This is a genomic window from Cognaticolwellia mytili, assembly GCF_002104475.1.
Lineage (GTDB): Bacteria > Pseudomonadota > Gammaproteobacteria > Enterobacterales > Alteromonadaceae > Cognaticolwellia > Cognaticolwellia mytili.
The window spans coordinates 998,852-1,019,657 of the sequence record NZ_NBOF01000002.1 but is presented as its reverse complement, the minus strand read 5'-3'; the positions used below and the strand labels follow the sequence as shown (position 1 = coordinate 1,019,657).

Genomic DNA, 20,806 nt, shown 5'->3' with positions numbered 1-20,806 from the left:
AAATTCATCGTATTCAATTATTTCCTTGAAGCCCCAGTTAACAGCGCATGGAAGTAAATTGTAAAAGTCTATAGTGTTGTTTTATCGATGATTAGTTTGTGCCTACTAAGTGAACTTCATGCTCTAGCATTATTATAGATTTATTGATCTAAGTCAGTAATGCTAATTTCAATGCGCGTAATATGTGCGACATATTGTCGCAGTTGACTAAACTGAAAAATAATTTAATTCACTCATCTTTTAGCAACTTAATTTAATGCACTTAAGGTACTACGCAATAATGCTACTTTTCTTATCGCTCAGTAAAAAACAGTTAACATTGTTTACCTTGCTACTTCTCTGGCTTGTCCAGTTCTCAGCGCACGCGTTATTTGTTAGTGAGCCTAGGGATCCTTTACCGCTTATCCATGAAATATTCCCGCAAGCAACTAAAGTATCAGATAAAGTGGGTGACCCACTTATTTGGACTATCTACAAACAAGATGAAGTTATTGGTTATGCTTTTGAAACTAATGATTTAGCAAAAATTCCAGCCTACTCAGGCGAACCAGTAAATATGCTAGTGGCGATTGATGTAAAGGGTGTTTACCTTGGTGCTAAAGTGCTTGAACATCATGAACCTATAATTTTGGCTGGCATCCCGGAGAGCAAGTTATGGGAATTTACAGATCAATATAATGGCTTGAGTGCAGATGATAGATTAAAAGTTGGTGGTAATAAAACTGAAGGGGTCATACATATTGATGGTCTTTCAGGTGCAACCGTAACGGTTATGGTAATGAATGTTGCTATTGTTAAGTCTGCAAAAATAGTTGCACGCTCTCTTGGTATTATCAGTGCTACTCAAGAGGCTATTCAGCCTATGGGAGCTATTCATCAAGATGTGTATGAAAAAGCAGACTGGGCTACGCTTACAGGTAATGGCGCTATTCGCAAGTTATACCTTAATCGAAAAACGGTTGATGAAGCCTTTATTGGCACTGATGCTGAACATGTCGATGAAGCCTCTGCTGAACAAAAACAAGATATGTTTGCCGAAGTTTACTTCGCACAAGTTGATATTCCTTCTGTCGGGCGCAACCTGTTAGGTGATAGTGAGTATGACTACTTAATATCCACATTAAAGCCTGACGAACATGCAATGATTTTAATGGGAACCGGTTATTCTTTTAAAGGTTCTGGTTATGTGCGTGGCGCTATTTTCGATCGTATTCAAATATTACAAAATGAAAATGCTTTTGCTTTTAGAGATTTAGATCATAGCCGTGTACCCGATATTTATATTGATGGTGCTCCAAAATTTAAAGAGCGTTCTATTTTTATTGTTCGTGAACATCACGAGTTTAATCCTGCTTCCGATTGGCAATTAGAATTACTCGTTCGTCGTCAAACAGGCCCATTAGATAGCATCTTTACTAGTTTTAAAGCTGACTACCACACCTTAGATCAATACGTAGACCGTCCACCGCTTATTACGCCTGAGCCTGAATTATCATTAGCGCAACAAGTGTGGAAAGAAAAAAATACTGAAGTAGTCGTCTTGTCGATATTGATGGTGCTGTTATTAGTGTCATTATTTTTTCAAGATGTGCTCGTTAGACATCCAACCTTTATGCACAATTTCCGTCATAGTTTCTTAATTGTTACAGTTGTTTTCATTGGTTGGGCTTGGGGGGGACAGCTTTCCGTCGTTAACGTATTTACTTTCTTACAAGCATTTATGACTGACTTCTCTTGGGATTTATTTCTATTAGACCCAATTATCTTCATGCTGTGGGGCGCTGCAGCCGTCACTATGCTGCTTTGGGGTCGTGCAGTATATTGTGGTTGGTTATGTCCTTTTGGCGCACTACAAGAGTTAATGAATGTTTTTGCTCGTTATATAAAAATTCCACAATTTGAGTTGCCATGGGCTGTGCATGAACGCTTATGGGCAATTAAGTATTTAGTACTATTAGGTTTGTTTGGCCTGTCACTTGACTCGTTAGCACTAGCTGAACAGTTTGCTGAAATAGAACCTTTTAAAACTACATTTTTGCTGAAGTTTGACCGTGAATGGCCATTTAACATTTACGTCATCATTTTACTGACCATTAATATCTTTAACCGCAAGTTTTTCTGTCGCTATTTATGTCCTCTTGGCGCAGCGCTTTCAACTAGTAATAGTGTGCGTTTATTCAGTTGGTTACGTCGCCGTAAAGAATGTGGTCAACCATGTAAAACCTGCGCGAAAGAATGTGAAATACAAGCAATTAACCCTGATGGCGAAATCAACATGCGTGAATGTCACTACTGTTTAGATTGTCAGGTAACCTATTTTAATGATGATAAATGTCCACCATTAAAAAAACAAAAATATAAAAATAATAAGTACAAAGAACAAGAAATTGCGGCAGTAAATGTCGGTTAACTATCTATTAGCACCAAACGAATAAACAATGGAGAAAGCAAATGATTAATGATGATAATAATGCCAACGAATCGCAGTTGGAAAATGAAAGCAGACGTAAATTTTTTGGCAAAACAGCATTAGTTGGCGCTGGCGCCGTTGCTGCTCCGATGACTGCTGCAATGTTTGCCTCTACAGCGCAAGCACAAAGAAAAGAAATGGCAATGAGCCCTGCTGTTCATCCAGGCGAGTTAGATGAGTACTATGGCTTTTGGTCTGGTGGTCACTCTGGTGAAGTTCGTATTATGGGTATTCCATCAATGCGTGAATTAATGCGTATTCCTGTATTTAACACTGACTCAGCAACGGGTTGGGGTTTAACTGAAGAATCTAAACGCGTTAAAGGCGATAGTGCTGACATCATGATGGGTGATTCGCATCACCCTCATATGAGCATGACCGATGGTAGCTACAATGGTAAATACGTTTTCATTAATGATAAAGCTAATTCACGTGTAGCGCGTATTCGCTGTGATATCATGAAATGTGATAAAATGCTTACAGTACCGAACGTACAAGCAGTTCACGGCTTACGCGTACAAAAAGCACCATACACTAAATATGTTGTTTGTAATGGTGAGTTTGAAATTCCAATGAATAACGATGGTAAAGATGGTATGAAAGATACTAGTACTTACCGTTCTTTATACAATGTCATTGATGCAGAAACTATGGAAATGGCTTTCCAAGTCATGGTTGATGGTAACTTAGATAATACTGATGCCGATTTTGATGGCAAATACTTTGCATCAACATGTTACAACTCAGAAATGGGCATGAACTTAGGTGAAATGATTTCATCTGAGCGTGATCATGTTGTTGTATTTAGTTTAGCGGCTTGTGAAGCTGCACTTAAAGCAGGTAAGTTCAAAACTTATAATGGCAATGATGTACCGGTATTAGATGGTCGTAAAGGCTCTGAACTAACACGCTATATTCCTGTGCCTAAATCACCTCACGGCTTAAATACTTCGCCAGAAGGCAAGTACTTCATGGCGAATGGTAAATTATCACCAACAGTGACAGTAATCTCTATTGCTAAACTTGATGACTTATTCGCTAATAAAATCAAGCCTCGTGATACAGTTGTAGCTGAGCCAGAGTTAGGCTTAGGCCCACTTCATACCGCTTTTGATGGTCGTGGTAATGCTTATACTACTTTATTCCTAGATAGCCAAGTTGCTAAATGGAATGTTGAAGATGCGATTAAAGCTTACAAAGGTGAAAAAGTTAACTACCTTCGTCAAAAACTAGATGTTCATTATCAACCAGGCCATAACCATACAACACAGGGTGAATCACGTGATGCTGATGGTAAATGGTTAGTTGTGCTATGTAAGTTTTCTAAGGATAGGTTCTTACCAACAGGGCCACTTAAACCAGAAAATGATCAATTAATTGATATATCTGGTGATGAAATGAAACTTGTTCATGATGGCCCTACATTTGCTGAACCGCATGATTGTATTATGGTACATCGTAGCAAAATTAAGACTAAGAAAGTTTATACTCGTGATGAACCAACGTTTGCAGAAACATTAGCGATTGCTAAGAAAGATGGCGTTAATACCATGACTGAGAACAAAGTTATTCGTGATGGTAAAAAAGTACGTGTGTACATGACCTCAATAGCACCAACTTACGGCTTGAGTGAATTCACTGTTAAACTTGGTGATGAAGTGACGGTTATCATAACTAACCTTGATCAAGTTGAAGATGTAACACATGGTTTCTGTATGACTAACCACGGCGTACAAATGGAAATTGGTCCTCAACAGACTTCTTCTATTACTTTTACTGCTAATAAACCAGGTGTGCAGTGGTATTACTGTAATTGGTTCTGTCATGCGCTACACATGGAAATGCGCGGTCGCATGTTCGTTGAAGCTTAATTGTTTTGTGGCTAAGACTAATATAGCGAATATAATAAAATTGTGATTTATATCACAACTTTATTACACTAAGTTAACCCAGATCAAAGCATAACATTTACTCGATGTTATGCTTTTCCTCCTTATATGAGGCTAGAAAAGATTTTCTTTGATATGCATAAAAAACTCTTTGCTTATTTATTGTTGTTTACAGCAATCTCGTTGTCTGCAAATGGCAAAACGATCACGGTTTCGCCAAAAGACAATTTACAACAAGTGCTCGATGCCAGTGCTGATGGCGATATTGTAAAATTAATCGCAGGCCATTACTTGGGCAACTTTGTCATTGCCAAACAAATAACCTTACGTGGTAGTGATGAAGGCGGAAAGCAAGGTAGCATTATCGATGCTCAAGGTAGTGGACATGCGCTGGTATTAAAAAACGCACATATTACTATTGATAACCTTAATATTATTAATTGGGGAGATGATCTAACCGAACAAAATTCAGGTGTTTATTCTCATGAAAAAGTAAACCATAAAAAAGCTGATGGTATAGTCATTTCAAATAATACGCTATCGGGGAGCGGTTTCGGTATCTGGCTGAATCATGTCACCAATGCCAAAATTTTCAATAATAAGGTGGAAGGAAACCCAACATTACGTTCAGCAGATAGAGGTAATGGTATTCAAGTGGCTAACGTAACCCATAGTTATGTTTTCGAAAATGAAACATATAATACACGCGATGGTATTTATGTGATTTCTAGCCAAAATAATTTGATAGAGAATAATGTCATGCATGATTTACGTTACGGCATTCATTATATGTATTCTTATGATAATACTGTGCAAGGCAATACTGCCTATAGCACCCGTGCGGGCTATGCATTAATGAGTTCGCGCCGATTAATCATTAAAGGCAACAAAACCACTGATTCAGAAGATTACGGATTTTTACTTAACTTTATTACCGAATCTACCTTTGAAGATAATTATATTAAAGATGTTTGGACCAAGCCTGAGAATAAGGTGCTAGGCCGCGATGGAAAAGGCTTATTTGTTTATAATTCTGGCTACAATACCATTAAAAACAATTACATTGATACCACAGAAATAGGTATCCATTTAACTGCAGGCTCTGAAAAAACTAAAGTTTATAGCAATAGTTTTATTAATAACCCAATACAAGTGAAGTATGTTTCAAATAAAAAACAAGAATGGAGCCTTGACGGTAAAGGAAATTACTGGAGCAATTATCTCGGTTGGGATATGAATGGTGACAGTATTGGTGATGTTATTTTTGAGCCTAATGATGGTATTGATCAACTTGTTTGGCAATATCCTGAAATGAAGATGATTATGGATAGCCCTGTGATTTTAATATTACGTTGGATACAAAAAGAGTTTCCAGTACTCAAACCTCCGGGTGTAAAAGATAGTTTTCCTTTAATGGTTTCTCCTTTTATATCATTAAGTGATGAACACAAAATAAAAAACAAAAAATTGGCAAGCGGCACTGAAGTTCTTGCACAAAAGGTAAGTGAATAAAATGAATAAGCCACTAGTTTCCCTTAAAAATGTTAGTAAACATTATAAACAGTTAAAAGCATTGACATCTATAAACCTCGATCTAGCGCAAGGTGAGGTTTTAGGTTTATTTGGTCATAACGGTGCGGGTAAAACCACTATGATGAAGCTTATTCTAGGTGTCATCTCACCAGATGTTGGCTCTGTCACTGTTATGGATATGCAACCGGATCATAAGTCAGCTTGGCATATGCGGGCGAGAATGGGGTACTTACCTGAAAATGTCATGTTTTATGAGCAACTTTCAGGTTTAGAGGTATTAACTTACTTTGCTCGCTTAAAGGGGAAAACTAAAGCACATGCAAAAGAACTACTAGAGCAAGTTGGTATTGCTCATGCGATGATGAGACCGGTAAAAACTTATTCTAAAGGTATGCGTCAACGCTTAGGCTTAGCTCAAGCTTTTATTGGCCAACCTAAGTTATTACTACTTGATGAGCCTACTGTCGGCCTGGATCCAAGCGCTACAGCTGAGTTTTATCAAAGTGTTGATCAACTTAAAACCCAGGGTACAAGTGTTGTTTTGTGTTCACATGTTTTACCCGGCGTAGAACAGCATATTGACCGTGCTATGATCATTTCTGGGGGGACAACGCTTGCGTTAGGTACTATTGCAGAGTTAAGAGCGAGTGCTAATTTACCAACCAAAATAATGCCAGTTGGATTAAATGGAATTTTAGCAGAAGATAAAATGCTCAATCCTTATCTTGACTCTACATCAACATTGAAAGTACCAGAGCAAGAAAAACTCAATATATTACGTTATTTACTTGCAGACTCAACATTGAGCGATATTGCTGTTGAGTCAGCGAATTTAGAACAGGTTTATCAATATTACCTAGCAAAGGGTGCTAATCAAAGCGCAGGTATTCATATGGCATTAGATAAAAGCAAGGCAGAAGCATAGTGAGAGAAATAATTACCGTTGCTAATAAAGAGTTTCATGATGGTTTACGAAATCGTTGGCTATTATCTATTACCTTAATTTTTGCTGTTTTATCTGTTGGTTTAACCTATTTTGGTGCCGCAGCTTCCGGCACAACAGGATTAACATCTCTATCAACAACGGTTGCCAGTTTAGCCAGTTTAGCGGTTTTTTTGATACCACTTATCGCATTATTACTAAGTTACGATAGCTTTGTGGGTGAGCAAGAAGGTGGTACGCTGTTGTTATTACTTACTTACCCTTTGAGTAAAAACCAACTTCTGTTTGGTAAGTTTTTAGGCCAAGGTGGCATTATAACTTTGGCAACAACCTTAGGCTTTGGTACCTCAGCAATATTGCTTTTTATTCAACACAATGATGTTGAAATTCTGCAAACCTTTGGCTATTTTATTTTGAGCGCTACGTTACTGGGCTTAAGTTTCACTGCGATAGCTTATATTATCAGTTTAATGGCAAGTGAAAAGTCTAAAGCTGCAGGTGTTGCACTTATTACTTGGTTCTTTTTTGCTCTGGTATTTGATTTAGCACTACTTGCATTGCTCGTAGGTGTTCAAACTGGTTTGAGCCAATCAGCACTTACTCAGCTTATGATGCTTAATCCCGCAGATATTTTTCGTTTAGTGAACCTTGCAGGTCTTGATAGTACAGATGTCAACGGCGCATTAGCTATAGCAATAAACGCAAATCTATCTCAAGTGCAGTTGTTAACAATTTTATGTGGGTGGGTTATATTGCCGCTAACAATTGCTTCATTGATTTTTCGAACTAAAAAACTTTAAAGGCTGTTTATATGCTGCGCTATATCTCTCTCATATTTTTATTTATTATTACTGGTTGTTCAGAGCAAGCCGATCAAAAGCAAATTATTCATCAAGCTGTGGCTATTGAAAGTTCAGATGAGTGCCATTTATGCGGTATGCTTATCTCGAATTTTTCTGGTCCTAAAGGTGAATTATTCCGTAAAGGAATCACAAAAGCAGATGGTGAACAAGTAAAGAAATTTTGTTCCACACGTGACATGTTCAGCTTTTATCTTGACCCTGAAAATAAACGTAATGTTACAACGATACTTGTACATGATATGAGTAAAGCTCCCTGGGATTCACCTAAAGACGAGTTTTTTATTAACGCTCGTCAAGCGTGGTTTGTAATTGACTCAAGCCAAACGGGGGCAATGGGTAAAACGCTTGCAAGTTTTTCTCTACAGTCAGATGCTGATGCTTTTGCGGCAGAGTTTGGTGGAAGAGTTATAGACTTTAATGCCGTTAATTATGAGTCGCTTCAATAATCTACGTATCCTACTTGGTTGTTGGCTCTGTCATTCATGAATGCATTCATATCGATAAATCAACAACCATTAACCATTCATTTTGAATTTTATATTATGATGAAAAGTTGTAATTTGTAGCTAGACAGGTAATCTAGTCATATCATTTTTTCTTCGAAGCTTGCATGATAACTTTTAGATTAACATTCTGCTTAGCATTAGTTGCCACACTTTTCTCTTGTACATCGTCCAATATTGCGACAACGTCTTTTCGTGGTGCTTTCGACTTTTCTGCAATAGAAAGCTATAGCACTTATAGTCGAAATTCAGCTTTTGGTGATTTACAAAACCTTCGTGATAGCACTCGAAATACTATTGAACTCGCAATTGAGCAGAACTTTGATAAAAATGGCTTTAGTTATAAAACCTCGAAAGACGCTGATGTGATTATTGCTTATCATGTCATCAATCATGATTTTAATGAGCTCAAACTTTATGACCAACAAGTGAAATACTGTAGTTACTGTTTAAAAGCTGGGCAAGCTACCCGTCGAGAATTACAAGGAAAGTTACGTCCCGGCAGCTTGATTCTTGATATCATTGATCCGAACAGTCAGCGCTCTGTTTGGCGTAGTGTTTATCCATTAGGCTTTGAAGAAAAAGATAATAGTCAGGAAATGCAAAAAAAAATCAGTGATGCGATCAGTAATATGTTGCAGGACTATCCAAAAGGAAAAGATATCAGCAGAATTAGCTACTTAAGCGAGCAATTTGTGTAATGCGTAAGTGGCTAATGATAACCATGCTTGTGTTATCAGGCTTTGTGGCGATATTGCTTGGTTTAGGTTACTTGCTGAATGAAAATGAAAAATCAACGACTGCATTAAAAAAGCAATTAGAAGAAGCATCACAAGCTGAAACAATACGACGGGAAAGGATTCGCGAACGTAAAACTATAGCTAATGGCATGCAGCAGCCAGTTGAAGTGTCCAAATCTAAAAGCATAACGAATATTACTGACGGTATTCGTGTTGTTAAGCAATTTGAACAAATAGTAGTGAAAAATCTCACCTGTATTTCAGTGCAACAATGCCAAGTGATAAAAGTAAACTTTAAGAATATCGACTGTTCCGTTGCGATTAATAATATTGGTGCATCTTTGCTAAAGAAGCTAAAAACACAATATACAACCTTAGCGACCTGCCCAAAAAGTTCACCACAAGTATTGCTAAGTTGTCAGCAAAATATTTGCGCTTTTCAGCAGTAAATTATTTATTATAAATATTCTATATGATGTAGAACTATTGAGTAATTTTAAGGTTATAATAGCGCTAACATTCTTATAAAAACTATTTCTCTATGACATTTCCACATGATGAAACTGGCCAAGTACTTGCTGAAATGCATGATGCAGGTATTGATTTAACTGTGCTACACAAGATAGTCTTTTTTCAGCTATTTGAAAAAGAAGAAAGTGCTCAAGCTATGGTTGCACATTTGGCTGAACAAGCACCTGAAATGGCTGTGGAATTAGTACCAGATGAAATGCCTAATGTTTGGGATGTAAATTGCATCGTTAGTATGACACCAAGTTATGATGCAATTGTCGCCCAAGAAGCTGAATTTGAGCTACTAGCGGCCAAATTTAAAGGTTTTAATGATGGTTGGGGTATCGAAGCTTAACTGTTGATTTTTAAGGTGTTGTTATTTAATTATCCAAGTGTTAGGCAAACTACTTAGGTTGTTTTTCAATACTTTATCACTGTTCAGGGGGATCGCTTTCTATAACTAATCTACTTGAAAATGCAGTTGTAGAGTTATGCTAGCGCAAAATGCAGTATACAGATAACGGTAGATTTCTAACTCGGTTGCATATAAAGCAGAAAGTTTCAATCGTAGTACTCACTCTCATCTGTCTTCCTTGCTTTCTTTTTCTAATATTTGAAATGCCGGTAAGCTGACACGCCAATAGATGGCCGCTAAACGTAGCATAAGAGCGCTTAATATTGCCAATACAATAGCAATATGCTCAGGGACCGAGTAATGGGTTAATAAAGTATATAGTGCGCCGCCTAGTATCGCCGCCGTCGCATAGATTTCTTGTCGTAATATCATCGGAATTACATTGCAAAGTACATCGCGTATCATGCCACCTGCAACTCCGGTCACCGTGCCCATTATAACGGCTACAGGTATTGCTACTCCTAAGCTTAAAGCTTTTTCCGTTCCTAAAACGGCAAATAGTGCTAAACCAAATGCGTCAGATATGAGTAAAAACTTTTTAGGAATTCGCTTTGGACAACGAATAAATACAATAGTTAATACTGCGGTTGCCAAAATAAAATATAAATATATCGGATCTTTTAACCAGAAAACCGGGGTTTGTAACATTACATCGCGAATAGTACCGCCACCAATAGCAGTGACGGCAGATAAGACAACTACTCCAAAGGGATCCAGCTTATAACGTCCCGCCATTAATGCCCCAGAAAAGGCAAAAACAACAACACCAAAAAGATTAAGCCAGTAGAGTAGTTCTAACATCTATTATTATCGCTATTTAATAAGAGGTAAATTAGCGGCTTGCCAGCCATTCATGTCGCCATCAAGATGGCGAAGATCACTAAAGCCCGCTGCTCGAAGTACATTTTCAGCACTCACTGCTCGACGTCCAGAGCGACAATGAACGACAACAGTTTGGTTTTTATAGCCTATGATTTTACTCAAATTAGTTTTGATTTGATCATGGCTGATATTAATCGCGCCCTTGATATGGCCTTGGGAGAATTCTTTTGCTGTGCGAACGTCTAATATTATTGTTTTGCTTGCAGGTGTAGCCATTAAGGCGAGTAAATCTTGTTGTGAAATTGTTGCTGTTTGCTCAGCAAAACTAATAAAGCTAGCAAGACTGAGTAGTAATATTAATGTTGATTTTAAAAAATTCATTTTAGTTCCTTATTGACGCAAGTAATACTGATTTTTGTGGTAGAAATAATTCTTAACTATTTTTATTAAAGCTCCAAAAACTAACCTTGTCCTGAGTTAGCGTAAGACATAATTGCAACCATCATGACGAGTAGTATACAAATGTATAGCGCGTAATTAATACGCTTACTAGCATGAATTATATCAGTAGCTTGTGGTTGTCTTGCCTGGTCATTAAAGCTTACTTTACGGAGTTTGTTGCCTTTATACATAGCAACGCCGCCAAGTTTAATTTCTAAACTTAAAGCTAGAATGTGTAATAACAAATCATTACCTATGCGAAAATATTTTCCACGGGTCAAGCGCCAGCAAAGTTTGGTATTCTGGCCGACCGTGCCGAGCAGTAAAATTAACGAGAGTATCCGCGAAGGTGGCCATTGCAGTAATTTAACAATATGGTTAACAGCAGCACCAAAATGGATAAAACGAAAAATTTTTATATTCCAAACGTAATGCATTTCTAACAGTAAGCGAAAGGTCAGAGCGGCAAGAGGGCCAAAAATAAGATAATAAAATCCAACACAAACCAATTGTTGTGAACTACGCAATATCTGCATTTCAATACAAGCTTTGCTGATGCCTAATGTAGATAATTTATCGGTTTCTCGTAACAACAAAGATGATGTTGCTTGTTTTGCCAAATAGTTATTATTAGCGACAAGTTCACGAGCAATATGCTTATTTATTTTACCTAAACCAATATTACCTAGCGCAAAATACAATAGTAACCCGTGCCAAAGCCAAGTTACTTCAATGAAGGTTTCAAATAGCCATAAAATTGCTAAAAGGGGAGCTAGGGTAACAAGTATAGCTATCAAACCTGATATATTTTGTTGCCTAGCGCTATTATTAGTTTTATTAACTTTATCGGCTAAGCGTTGACAATAAAAGTTAAAAAATGCCAAAGGTTGCTGAGTAACAAATACACCAATTAATGCTTTTAATGCGATTATTAATAACAGCATAACAGCAGTAGAGTACAAATGTGTACTGGCTAAAATGTTAATCAAGCCCTCCATTAGTTTAATGACTTTCCTTTCAAGGCATCTAGCATACTGATAACTAACTGGGAGGAATTAATTGAAGCGGTTTCTAAATATGCTTCGAAAGAGCTTGGTGATTCCTTGCCTGCGATATCAGACATTGACCGAATAATAACAAATGGGATATCAAACTGATGACAAGTGTTGGCAATAGCAGCACCTTCCATTTCAACCGCAGCCATCGTAGGGAAGTTTGCTTTTGCTTTTGCAATATCTTCTTCTTTAGTCATAAAAGTATCACCGGTAGTGATAAGGCCAACTAAGGTTTGAATATTCTCAAGTGAACTAATACCTATCTTTGCGGCTGCAATTAACTCAGGATGTGGTAGATAGGCGGGTGGGTTAGCAGGTAACTGACCCACCTCGTAACCAAAAGCGGTAACGTCAACATCGTGGTAACGGACTTCAGAGCTTATAACAATATCTCCAACCTTTAATAATTGATCAAAACCGCCGGCAGAGCCTGTGTTTACTATATAGTCAGGTTGAAACTTATCAATAAGAATTGCCGTAGCTAAAGCTGCAGGCACTTTACCTATTCCTGATTGCACGATTACAACATCGTTATCGTTTAACTGTCCTTGATAAAAGGTATAGCCAGCATGAGTTGTTGTTTCGCAATTGAGTAACTTACTTTTTAATATAGCAACTTCTGGTTCCATTGCTCCAATTATACCTGCTTTCATTTACTGTAATCCTATTGAATATGTTGCGATATACTTTCGCTCTTGCTTATGTCTGAATTATAGCGCGACTGATATCAATTGGAATATCTAATTGATCAACTTCATAGCATATTAGTAGACTTATGATGAATAAGATCAGCTCGGTTAGTCTTATTTATAACAGCAAAAAAGCAGACATATACGTCTGCTTTTTGTTTATCCAATGATGCTGAAAAAGGTTAGTGGGGTAATGCAGCTACTTGTGATGACGAGAGCTGTCTTGCCATTGCTGGCGCATCTTTTTGTAGCTGAGCTTGAGCAGCTGCTGGTGATAATGCGGCCGCTGAACGTGGACGTGCTTTAACCAACGCTGCCGGAATAACTCGACCTTTTACTTTTGGTGATGGGGCATTATTACCTAAAATACGGCTGTTAATACAAGCGCGAATTTCATCTACGGTGTAATTTGCTTTTACTTTAATACGAATGTGAGGAACTGCAGCAGCTTCAAGTGCGCCACTAACAAACCAGTCTTTCTTAACTTTGTAGCCTTTGCCTTTAGTATCAACTAAATCAATAGCACCTAAAAGTTTCATTGAATCTCGGTCGCAAATGACAAAGTCTAGATATTTACTATTAGCATTATTAGCAGCAGTTTGACCTGCACGATTAGATACGCCGTTGCGAATGGTGACAATATCTGCAAGCTTGACACGATTAATTATGCGATACCTATCTCCCATTGCTTGTTCAACGAGATTCTGAAAATTTTTTTCTGCAGGCGTGAAAATGGCAGTTTTTCGATCAAAAGGAAAAGGAAAGCTATTATCGGTTAGTCGACTCGCTAACATAGCAACAATTACAATAAGGCTGATCATGGCAAATAGAATGAGTTCCATATACATCTCCGGCAGTTCAAATTCTTGACGTTTATCTTAAGTATTTAGATAAAGCAAAAATTGCGCCAGAGATATAATTATGGGCTCTAGATAAAAGTAATCGACAGAGCCAACTAGGGTGAGCTAGTTAACTGGTTGATTTTATTCGTATTATACGCTTATTCGTAATGTGATGTTTAGCTCGGATATTTAGCTTCAAGTGCAGCGTAAAGTTGCTGTTGGAAATCTGTCGCGCTAGCATCTAAGGTGTTAACTAAATTGGCTAGCACTTCGTTGTCTTCTTCACCGTGCCAGATTTTAATGTAGCTACCTTCTTTGTAGCCGTGATCTTGGCGGAAAAAGTTTAAAGTGTTTTTACCTACGTATTGGCGGAAAAGTTCATTTAAATCCATCGACATCAAACGCATACAATCAGCTAATGCTACGGCATCAAATGCTTTATGGCTAACGGCCGCTGAAGCTAAGTTTTCAAGGGCAATTTTGAAGTCTTGCTCTCCGCTGTTTTGAGTTAACTCTGTTGATAAGGTTTCAGTTATTTCTTCAACCGTACCGCCTGCCATTAAGCGTAGGCTTAAACCAAAATGGAAAATATCAACTAATTCCAATTGTACTTGTGCAACGTCGATTTCTTGATGTTTCCACCACTTCCAACCGTGGTGATCTAACATTTCAGCACATTCAACCCAAATGGCACGATACCATTCATAGTTGTTATCTCGCCATGTTTCACTGACCCGTGAATTCATCGCGTCTTGCATTGATAACATTTGTATTATTTGATTTTTTGCTGTGCTCAGTGAATCGCTCATTTTTTTCTCTATTCTGTTGGAATTGACGGTCAATAAGGTGACTTATTAATAGTTTGCCGCAGCAAACATAAACTAACAAGTATTGTACTTAAATTTATGAAATATTAATGGCATTATAATCACATTATCAATGAGAGCAGAGGTTTACTTTTGACCGCTAAAGTATCAACAGAAGTGCAACAAGAAGCGTTACGTATCGCCAAAGGTACCCAAAAAAAGGGTCAGACTAAAGAGCAAACAAAATTGATTGCTCAAGGTATTGAAAAAGGCATTAGTGAATATAAAAAACAGCAAAAAATTAAGGCACGTGAGCGAGATAAACAACGAAAAAAAAACTCACAAGTGAAAACCGCATCAGAACCAATCGGCAGTGATTCAGCAAACAGTAATATTGACGCTTCGCAGAATCGATTAGTTATGATATTACCTTGGCTATTGTTAATCGCTAGTTGGGGCTTTTTTTTGATACGATAATTGTTGGTTAATTTAAACTTGAGTTAGCTCGTCTGGTTACGGGCTCCTTTTGAGATTGAGCGCTAAACAAATTATCGAAGAGGCTATATTGAATTTAACCTAAAACTGCTGCTGTTATGAAAAACCAAACGTTAGTATCAATAATGTGAATAGCCTTGTTAGCTAAGAGTACCTCTCTCGAAAGTGTATACTGAAGTAAGTGCAGTAACACTAAAATACTGGCTAGTACTTTTGCCCAAGTAGAGGGCACTCAATAGTACCGCGGTAATTATTCGCTTTGTTTATACGTCAAGCTAAACGCTCCTCTCAAATCGCCCAGTTTAAAACCCTTGGCTTGATCTGAGGGATAGAGTTTGTCTATTTCATTGCTAAGTTCAGGGGCAATATTTTCCCCGTGGCATGCCAAGCATATCTGATTTGTCGGGATCGCTTTCATAAAATGGTATTGCTTGGTTTTGGTGTTGTAATTTGAATAACTCAAGCTTGCTATATCTTGTCCCGCAAGTTGTTTTTTGGCAAAGTTTTCCAAAATAATGTTTTCTTTATCTGTTGGCTTATTCGCTGTGTTACGTGTTTTTAAGCTTGTTCTGCCAATTTCCCAGCCTGCCATTGAATAGTTTTTAGCAATTTCAGGGGCCTTGCTATTGCATACCTTAACGCCTGCTATTAACCCTCCGGTTTTAATTGCTGACTGTAAATTTTCTTTCAGCTCAGTAGCGAATTTTTTGGTTATTTGCCTTGCTTTTATCTCTAGCTGTTGTTCATCCGTAAGTTGAGCAGCATTTAACTGCGTTGTGACAAATAAAGCCAAAATATATATTGCTCTCATATTCGTTCCTTTTTATAACTAGCGTCGAAAAGTTGTAGTAACTACATTAATAAACTAGGCACAAATTCAGGTGGTTTAATACGCATAACGTAGTCGCAACCACGTATTTGTGTTGTCTTGGTGCTGACCGAAAAAAGAATAGTCATCTTTGCCAATAAATACATTTGCACCTGCGCTGAATAGCCATTGATCATTGTATTGGTAATTAATACTTGGTTTGAGATAAGCATCATGATCGGTTGGTGAATAAAAGCTAAACAGCGAATAGGTTAAGGTTTGTTGTTGAGTACGATAAGTTAAACGCAGTGTGATTAACTGTCGGTTCTCATCAACAACTTGTTCTGGTGTGGTGCTGTTTTCTAGAAGCGCTTGGTAGTTTGCAGTGCGTTCCAAGTAATATTGCACGCTGGCGGTCAAGTTCTTGGCAAGTTCTCGCTCGTAACCTAACAAGAATCGGTGTTGGCCATTGGCTATATTGTTGTTTTTTCCGTGCCTGTCTTCAATGCTGTTATAACGGCTGTATTCGAGATTGATAACTCCACCAGCATAAGTTGTCAGCGCACTAAAGCCCCAAGAATTTAATTTTGGAAAATAACCTTGTGCTTGGTTTTCTACCGTTGCTTTACCTCCCTGCGGTGTTGGCCAATAACCTTGATAGCCATAAAGAGATAATTCGATATTATTTACACTAGTATTTAGTCGTGCCGACCACTGTGAATTATTGGTTTTTGTTACGGGAAAGGTTTCACGTGGCGCAACAATTTTCTGCATTTGCAGTGAATAAAATGAAAAACGCTCACCGGTAATGTAATTATCTGGTGTAAATTCAGGTGTCCATACTAAAGTGAAGTTGACGTTATCAAAATACCAATTGGTTCTTATGCTATCGGAAGGAGCTTTTAAATATTCGTCAGCTCGGCCTGAAAAAAATGATTGCCAATCTTTGGCGAATAAATCATTTAAAAAAAGGTAATCACCGGTTCCCCAAGTGAGTACTTGTCGACCCACTTTCACGTCAAGAAAGCTGAATGGGCTGGCGGCGACATTCAGCTCTCGAGTTTGCCAAATTTTTTTATCTAATACGGCATCATAACGGCTGTCGATTTTCCACGCTAATTCAAAAAGGGAATGACTATAATCGATATTGATTCTAGCTCTTATTTCATTAAGCGATGATGACTTTTCAGTCATATTGCTTTGTAGAAACTGACCATAAGCCGCTTCAATAATGCCAGTAACTTGCCAAGGTGATGTTACTTCCTCTTCAGCCCAATCATCACCCCAGTCTTCATCTTCCTCATTAATATTATCAGGAGTATTCTCAGGAATATGCACATCAAAGCCGCCATGGTTATTTTGTGCAGGCATTGCTTGTATTGGTTGGCTAGTCACTAAAATCGTTGCAGCAAGTAAAGCAACTATAAATGGCAACAATGAGCGTAAGAATGAAAATTTCATCAATAATATTCTATTTTAACCAGGCTTTAGGTGGAGTGCGCATGCTGCGCTCGCTGAAAATATTGTTAGGCAAGCCAATATCATATTTTACTTTACGAAATTGCATTTCGGTATAACTATTGTTCGTCAGATCTGTGATACGAGACTTCATTACCGTCGCATTACCCGTAATATTTTTAACTTTTAGTACAGTCATCTTTCTAACCGGTTTTGCTTGAGCATCAAAATAAGTGCTCTCTGTTGGTAGAAAGTTACTTTTACTAATGTTGATGATGTAATAATTAAACTCAACACTATTTTTGTTTTTTGGTACTGCTTTTATGGTGTAACTATTGTCGTCTTCACTTAATAAAGAAAAAGAATCTTCATTAGGATTTCGGCCTGAAACGTCTTCGTAAAAAAAGTGTGAGCCAACAAAAGAGGTACGTTTGTCACCAGCGGAAATACGCTTTACTAAATCAAGCGCGGGTAAGTATAGCCAACGGTTATCGTCTTGCTCAGTGTGCTTTTCAACGCGAAAAACGGTGTCTTTGACATTGCTCGGGCGAGAGAAAAATACCAGCATATTTTGGTCGCCTAAATCTTTTTTATCTTGGCGTAAAATGATGAATTGGCGCATTTGCTTTTGGCCATTTTCATCAACAATAATCATGCGAGCTTGGGCACTACCATCGTCACCAGCGTAATAAGCCGCTAAATTTGCTTTAGCGATGATTTGTTCTGCGCTCAGCTCTTGTGCTTGTAATGTGGTATTAACTGCTAGCAATGTGATGAGCGTCATTACGACTAGGCGCTTCACTTGCTTGATATTTGAATAAAATAACCTGTTCATCGCTGCTGCTCTCCTATCAGTGAGTCATATTTTATGCTGTTTTTTTAGTGCTATTGAGTAATGTCAGTAGTGCTGGTAATAACACTAAAGTGACTAATGCTGACATTATCATGATGCTCGCCAAGAAAAAGCCTACGGTAATATATGGCATCAGTGGTGAAAGCAATAACGGTGTGAAACCTATGGCAATAACAATGGCATTTCTGCTGATTGCGCGGCTAGGCTCTTGAAACATTGCGCTAAGTGCACGGGTAAGGCTTTGATATTCATTTTCCAGTTCACGAACTCGTTGAATAAAGTGAATGGCAAAATCAATGGAAAGCCCTAATGTTAGTGCCGATAACACTGCGATTGGCATGTCGTAGGCCTTTCCAAACCAACCAATCAAGCCGTAAATCATGGTGATAGTGAAGGTTAGCGGAAGCATGGCAAGCACACCATATTTTATTGATCTAAATAGCAACATCATCATTAAAAACACCACGATGAATGATGATAGTAGGCTGTCTATCATGCCGCTAACCATAGCGTCTTGCCAAACCACATTAAGGTAAGACTTACCTGCCCATTGGTGTTGAATGTTTGCTGGCGGTGGATTTGACCTAATGTAGTTTTCAACCCAGTTCACCACTTTTGTCATGTGCTGGTTATCACCACTAGTCATTTGCAGCCACAGTAAGGTTTTTTGATAGTCAGGGCTAACAAAGTGCCATAAATCTTGCGGTCGATGTGAAGATTGGAATTGCAGTAAGGTTTGTGCAACGCCATTACTGGTATCAGGAACAGCAAAATCTTTGTTATCACCAGAGTTGAGCTCTCGGTTAACGGTGCGCACAATATCGACTAAGCTATTTACTTTGCCGACATCACCATTTTCAACCAAGGCATTCTGCAAATTTGCTAACCAAGTCAGTATTGCCGGATCAGTAAAGGTTTGTTTATCGGCTAGTGCTTGTTCGCTGATATTATAAAGTTGCTCTAGCCAAGCTTGCTCTGAATCAGGGGCTTCAAAACGAAGGTCATCTAGGCTAATGAGTAGATTTTGTGTAAAAAACGGGCTTGCTTGCGCTGTATTTTCTGTTTGGCTTTGCTGCCAGTTCTCAATGAGTTTTATTACCGCTGATTTTGTTACGCTTGCCTTAATTGCTGATAACGTTTGTTGAAAATGACTAATAGCTGCAGTTTCATCAACACCGTTGTTGCTGAAAACTAACCATGCATCGTAAGTACCGGCAAAATGCTGGTTAAGTGCTTTGTCGGAAATACGAATTTCATGATCAGCTTTAAACCAATTGACGGGATTATCGTTAATTTCTATACGGGTTATACCTTCAATACTTAAAGCAAATAGGGCGATAAAGGCCAACAAAATAACTTTGCCTCGTTTTATCGAGAAAATACCTAGTTGCTGTAAGCTATTCGCTAAACGCCCCTTTTGCTGCATTCGTTGTAAAGCACGCTGCAAGTTTGCTAAAGTTTCAGGTTTCATGCGAGCGATATAAGCTGGAATGTAAGTAATAGTAAGGACAAAAGCCAATAGTATGCCGGTACCGATAAAAGCGCCAAATACTTTTACCGGTGGGATAGGGGTTAACATTAGTGAATAAAAACCGACCGCTGAGGTTATTGAGGTAAACAACATTGGCGTATACAAGTGTCCCATGACTTGCTTTACCGTGTCAGAGGCTTTGTCACCTGCCTTATAGCGATCAGCAAATTCAGAGAGAATGTGTACAGAGTCAACCACAGCAATTGGCATTAAGAATATCGCGATCATCGAAGACATAATATGAACGGTAAAACCTAAACCTATCAGGCTACCCATAATGATTAAAACGGTTGCCATCGCAACAACCATTGGGGCTATTATCAGCGGAATATTACGGAAAAAGTACCAAAGCAGAACAAATATTGCTAAGCCAGCCAAAGGTGCTGCCACGCCCATTTGTACAAACATTTCATAACCAAATTGATCTTCGGCTACGGGTAAGCCGGTAATGTGGAAAGCTAAATGGGTCTTTTTCTGGTTAATATAGTTTTTACTTATTGCTCTGATCTCTTCTGCAATAACATAACTTTGATCTTTACTAATGATTGGAACATAAATAGCAATGGCTTTATCGTCACCAGAAACCAAGGTATTGTTGAGCATCGGCAGACGTTCTACTGCGTGTTTAATTGCCGCACTGCCTTGTGTTGTTGTTGGCGCATTTTTCATTAAATATTCAAAAACAATGCCGTGGTTTTGGCCATTTTCATCTGTTAATTGAGTGATGTTATCGACGACATTGAGTGATAATAAGTCTTGCTTAATGACGCCATCGAGTTGTAGAACATCGTTAGTTAATTGTTCAATAGTTGATAATGTATCAGGCGTGAAAATGTTACTTTCGCTAACTAGGCCAACAATGATCATGTCACGCATCAAAAAGTCGGTTTTTATTTGGTTGTGAAATACCCGTGCTGGAGCGTCTTTACTGAGCATATTTTCAGGATCAGTATCAATTTCTATCATAGGAATCATTGCTAAACTCAATAAAGTGATAAATAGCACTAGTGAGTAAATGGCTTTGGGTTTAGCAATAGCAAAATTTAAAACGCGTTGGTAATTCAAAATATTTCCCTTAGGAGTTAATAACAAGTAAAGCCATTTAGGTGTGATTTGTTATATTAGAAAGGCGTAATATAC

At 38.1% G+C, this 20,806-nt stretch carries 20 protein-coding genes; 10 read left to right on the top strand and 10 right to left on the bottom strand.

Features of this window, described 5'->3' with window-relative positions:
* The first annotated feature begins 280 nt into the window (after positions 1-280).
* From nosR to B7C41_RS09310, 9 genes are all read left to right on the top strand, one after another.
* Positions 281-2,410, top strand: a complete 2,130-nt coding sequence (nosR, locus tag B7C41_RS09350) for a transcriptional regulator NosR (RefSeq protein WP_235839667.1) — start codon at positions 281-283, stop codon at positions 2,408-2,410.
* 41 nt (positions 2,411-2,451) lie between these two features.
* Complete coding sequence (gene nosZ / locus B7C41_RS09345; protein ID WP_085298505.1) at positions 2,452-4,341, top strand: TAT-dependent nitrous-oxide reductase; 1,890 nt, start codon at positions 2,452-2,454, stop codon at positions 4,339-4,341.
* Between the two features lie 153 nt (positions 4,342-4,494).
* Complete coding sequence (locus B7C41_RS09340; RefSeq protein ID WP_085298504.1) at positions 4,495-5,871, top strand: nitrous oxide reductase family maturation protein NosD; 1,377 nt, start codon at positions 4,495-4,497, stop codon at positions 5,869-5,871.
* Between the two features lies 1 nt (position 5,872).
* Positions 5,873-6,817 (top strand): ABC transporter ATP-binding protein, encoded by a 945-nt coding sequence (locus B7C41_RS09335; RefSeq protein ID WP_085298503.1) that lies wholly within the window; start codon positions 5,873-5,875, stop codon positions 6,815-6,817.
* Positions 6,817-7,635: an ABC transporter permease gene (locus B7C41_RS09330; protein ID WP_085298502.1), complete on the top strand. Its 819-nt coding sequence runs from the start codon at positions 6,817-6,819 to the stop codon at positions 7,633-7,635. The genes B7C41_RS09335 and B7C41_RS09330 overlap by 1 nt, the downstream gene beginning before the upstream one ends.
* Before the next feature lie 11 nt (positions 7,636-7,646).
* A complete protein-coding gene (locus B7C41_RS09325; protein WP_085298501.1) occupies positions 7,647-8,144 on the top strand; it encodes a nitrous oxide reductase accessory protein NosL in 498 nt (165 codons plus the stop codon).
* Between the two features lie 164 nt (positions 8,145-8,308).
* Positions 8,309-8,902 (top strand): DUF4136 domain-containing protein, encoded by a 594-nt coding sequence (locus B7C41_RS09320; protein WP_085298500.1) that lies wholly within the window; start codon positions 8,309-8,311, stop codon positions 8,900-8,902.
* Entirely contained in the window at positions 8,902-9,390 is a 489-nt protein-coding gene (locus tag B7C41_RS09315; protein WP_085298499.1) for a hypothetical protein, read from the top strand. The genes B7C41_RS09320 and B7C41_RS09315 overlap by 1 nt, the downstream gene beginning before the upstream one ends.
* Before the next feature lie 92 nt (positions 9,391-9,482).
* Positions 9,483-9,806, top strand: a complete 324-nt coding sequence (locus B7C41_RS09310; protein ID WP_085298498.1) for a ribonuclease E inhibitor RraB — start codon at positions 9,483-9,485, stop codon at positions 9,804-9,806.
* Between the two features lie 225 nt (positions 9,807-10,031).
* On the opposite strand, the gene B7C41_RS09305 is transcribed toward B7C41_RS09310, so the two are convergent.
* From B7C41_RS09305 to B7C41_RS09280, 6 genes are all read right to left on the bottom strand, one after another.
* On the bottom strand, positions 10,032-10,667 hold the full coding sequence (locus tag B7C41_RS09305; protein WP_085298497.1) for a trimeric intracellular cation channel family protein: 636 nt from the start codon (positions 10,665-10,667) through the stop codon (positions 10,032-10,034).
* Between the two features lie 12 nt (positions 10,668-10,679).
* Complete coding sequence (locus tag B7C41_RS09300; protein WP_085298496.1) at positions 10,680-11,069, bottom strand: rhodanese-like domain-containing protein; 390 nt, start codon at positions 11,067-11,069, stop codon at positions 10,680-10,682.
* An 80-nt stretch (positions 11,070-11,149) separates the two neighbouring features.
* Positions 11,150-12,118, bottom strand: coding sequence for a cobalamin biosynthesis protein CobD/CbiB (locus B7C41_RS09295; protein WP_235839665.1), 969 nt, complete (start codon positions 12,116-12,118; stop codon positions 11,150-11,152).
* An 8-nt stretch (positions 12,119-12,126) separates the two neighbouring features.
* Positions 12,127-12,837 (bottom strand): 5'-methylthioadenosine/S-adenosylhomocysteine nucleosidase, encoded by a 711-nt coding sequence (gene mtnN, locus B7C41_RS09290; RefSeq protein WP_085298494.1) that lies wholly within the window; start codon positions 12,835-12,837, stop codon positions 12,127-12,129.
* A gap of 218 nt (positions 12,838-13,055) precedes the next feature.
* The gene (locus B7C41_RS09285; RefSeq protein WP_085298493.1) at positions 13,056-13,715 is read right to left on the bottom strand and encodes a DUF2726 domain-containing protein; all 660 of its coding nucleotides are present in this window, start codon (positions 13,713-13,715) and stop codon (positions 13,056-13,058) included.
* A 176-nt stretch (positions 13,716-13,891) separates the two neighbouring features.
* Positions 13,892-14,512 carry a dUTP diphosphatase gene (locus B7C41_RS09280; RefSeq protein ID WP_085298729.1) on the bottom strand — a complete coding sequence of 207 codons (621 nt, stop codon included), beginning with the start codon at positions 14,510-14,512 and terminating at the stop codon, positions 13,892-13,894.
* 162 nt (positions 14,513-14,674) lie between these two features.
* Here B7C41_RS09280 and B7C41_RS09275 point away from each other — a divergent pair, with 162 nt between their 5' ends.
* Positions 14,675-14,998, top strand: coding sequence for a DUF2956 domain-containing protein (locus tag B7C41_RS09275; protein ID WP_085298492.1), 324 nt, complete (start codon positions 14,675-14,677; stop codon positions 14,996-14,998).
* A gap of 268 nt (positions 14,999-15,266) precedes the next feature.
* Here B7C41_RS09275 and B7C41_RS09270 read toward each other — a convergent pair whose 3' ends face one another.
* The 4 genes from B7C41_RS09270 to B7C41_RS09255 form a co-directional block, all read right to left on the bottom strand.
* Positions 15,267-15,809 (bottom strand): Tll0287-like domain-containing protein, encoded by a 543-nt coding sequence (locus B7C41_RS09270; protein WP_158089107.1) that lies wholly within the window; start codon positions 15,807-15,809, stop codon positions 15,267-15,269.
* Between the two features lie 93 nt (positions 15,810-15,902).
* Positions 15,903-17,285, bottom strand: a complete 1,383-nt coding sequence (locus tag B7C41_RS09265) for a TonB-dependent receptor (protein WP_085298490.1) — start codon at positions 17,283-17,285, stop codon at positions 15,903-15,905.
* A gap of 10 nt (positions 17,286-17,295) precedes the next feature.
* A complete protein-coding gene (locus B7C41_RS09260; RefSeq protein ID WP_143764341.1) occupies positions 17,296-18,117 on the bottom strand; it encodes an outer membrane lipoprotein-sorting protein in 822 nt (273 codons plus the stop codon).
* A gap of 31 nt (positions 18,118-18,148) precedes the next feature.
* On the bottom strand, positions 18,149-20,731 hold the full coding sequence (locus B7C41_RS09255) for an efflux RND transporter permease subunit (protein ID WP_235839664.1): 2,583 nt from the start codon (positions 20,729-20,731) through the stop codon (positions 18,149-18,151).
* Positions 20,732-20,806: the final 75 nt, after the last annotated feature.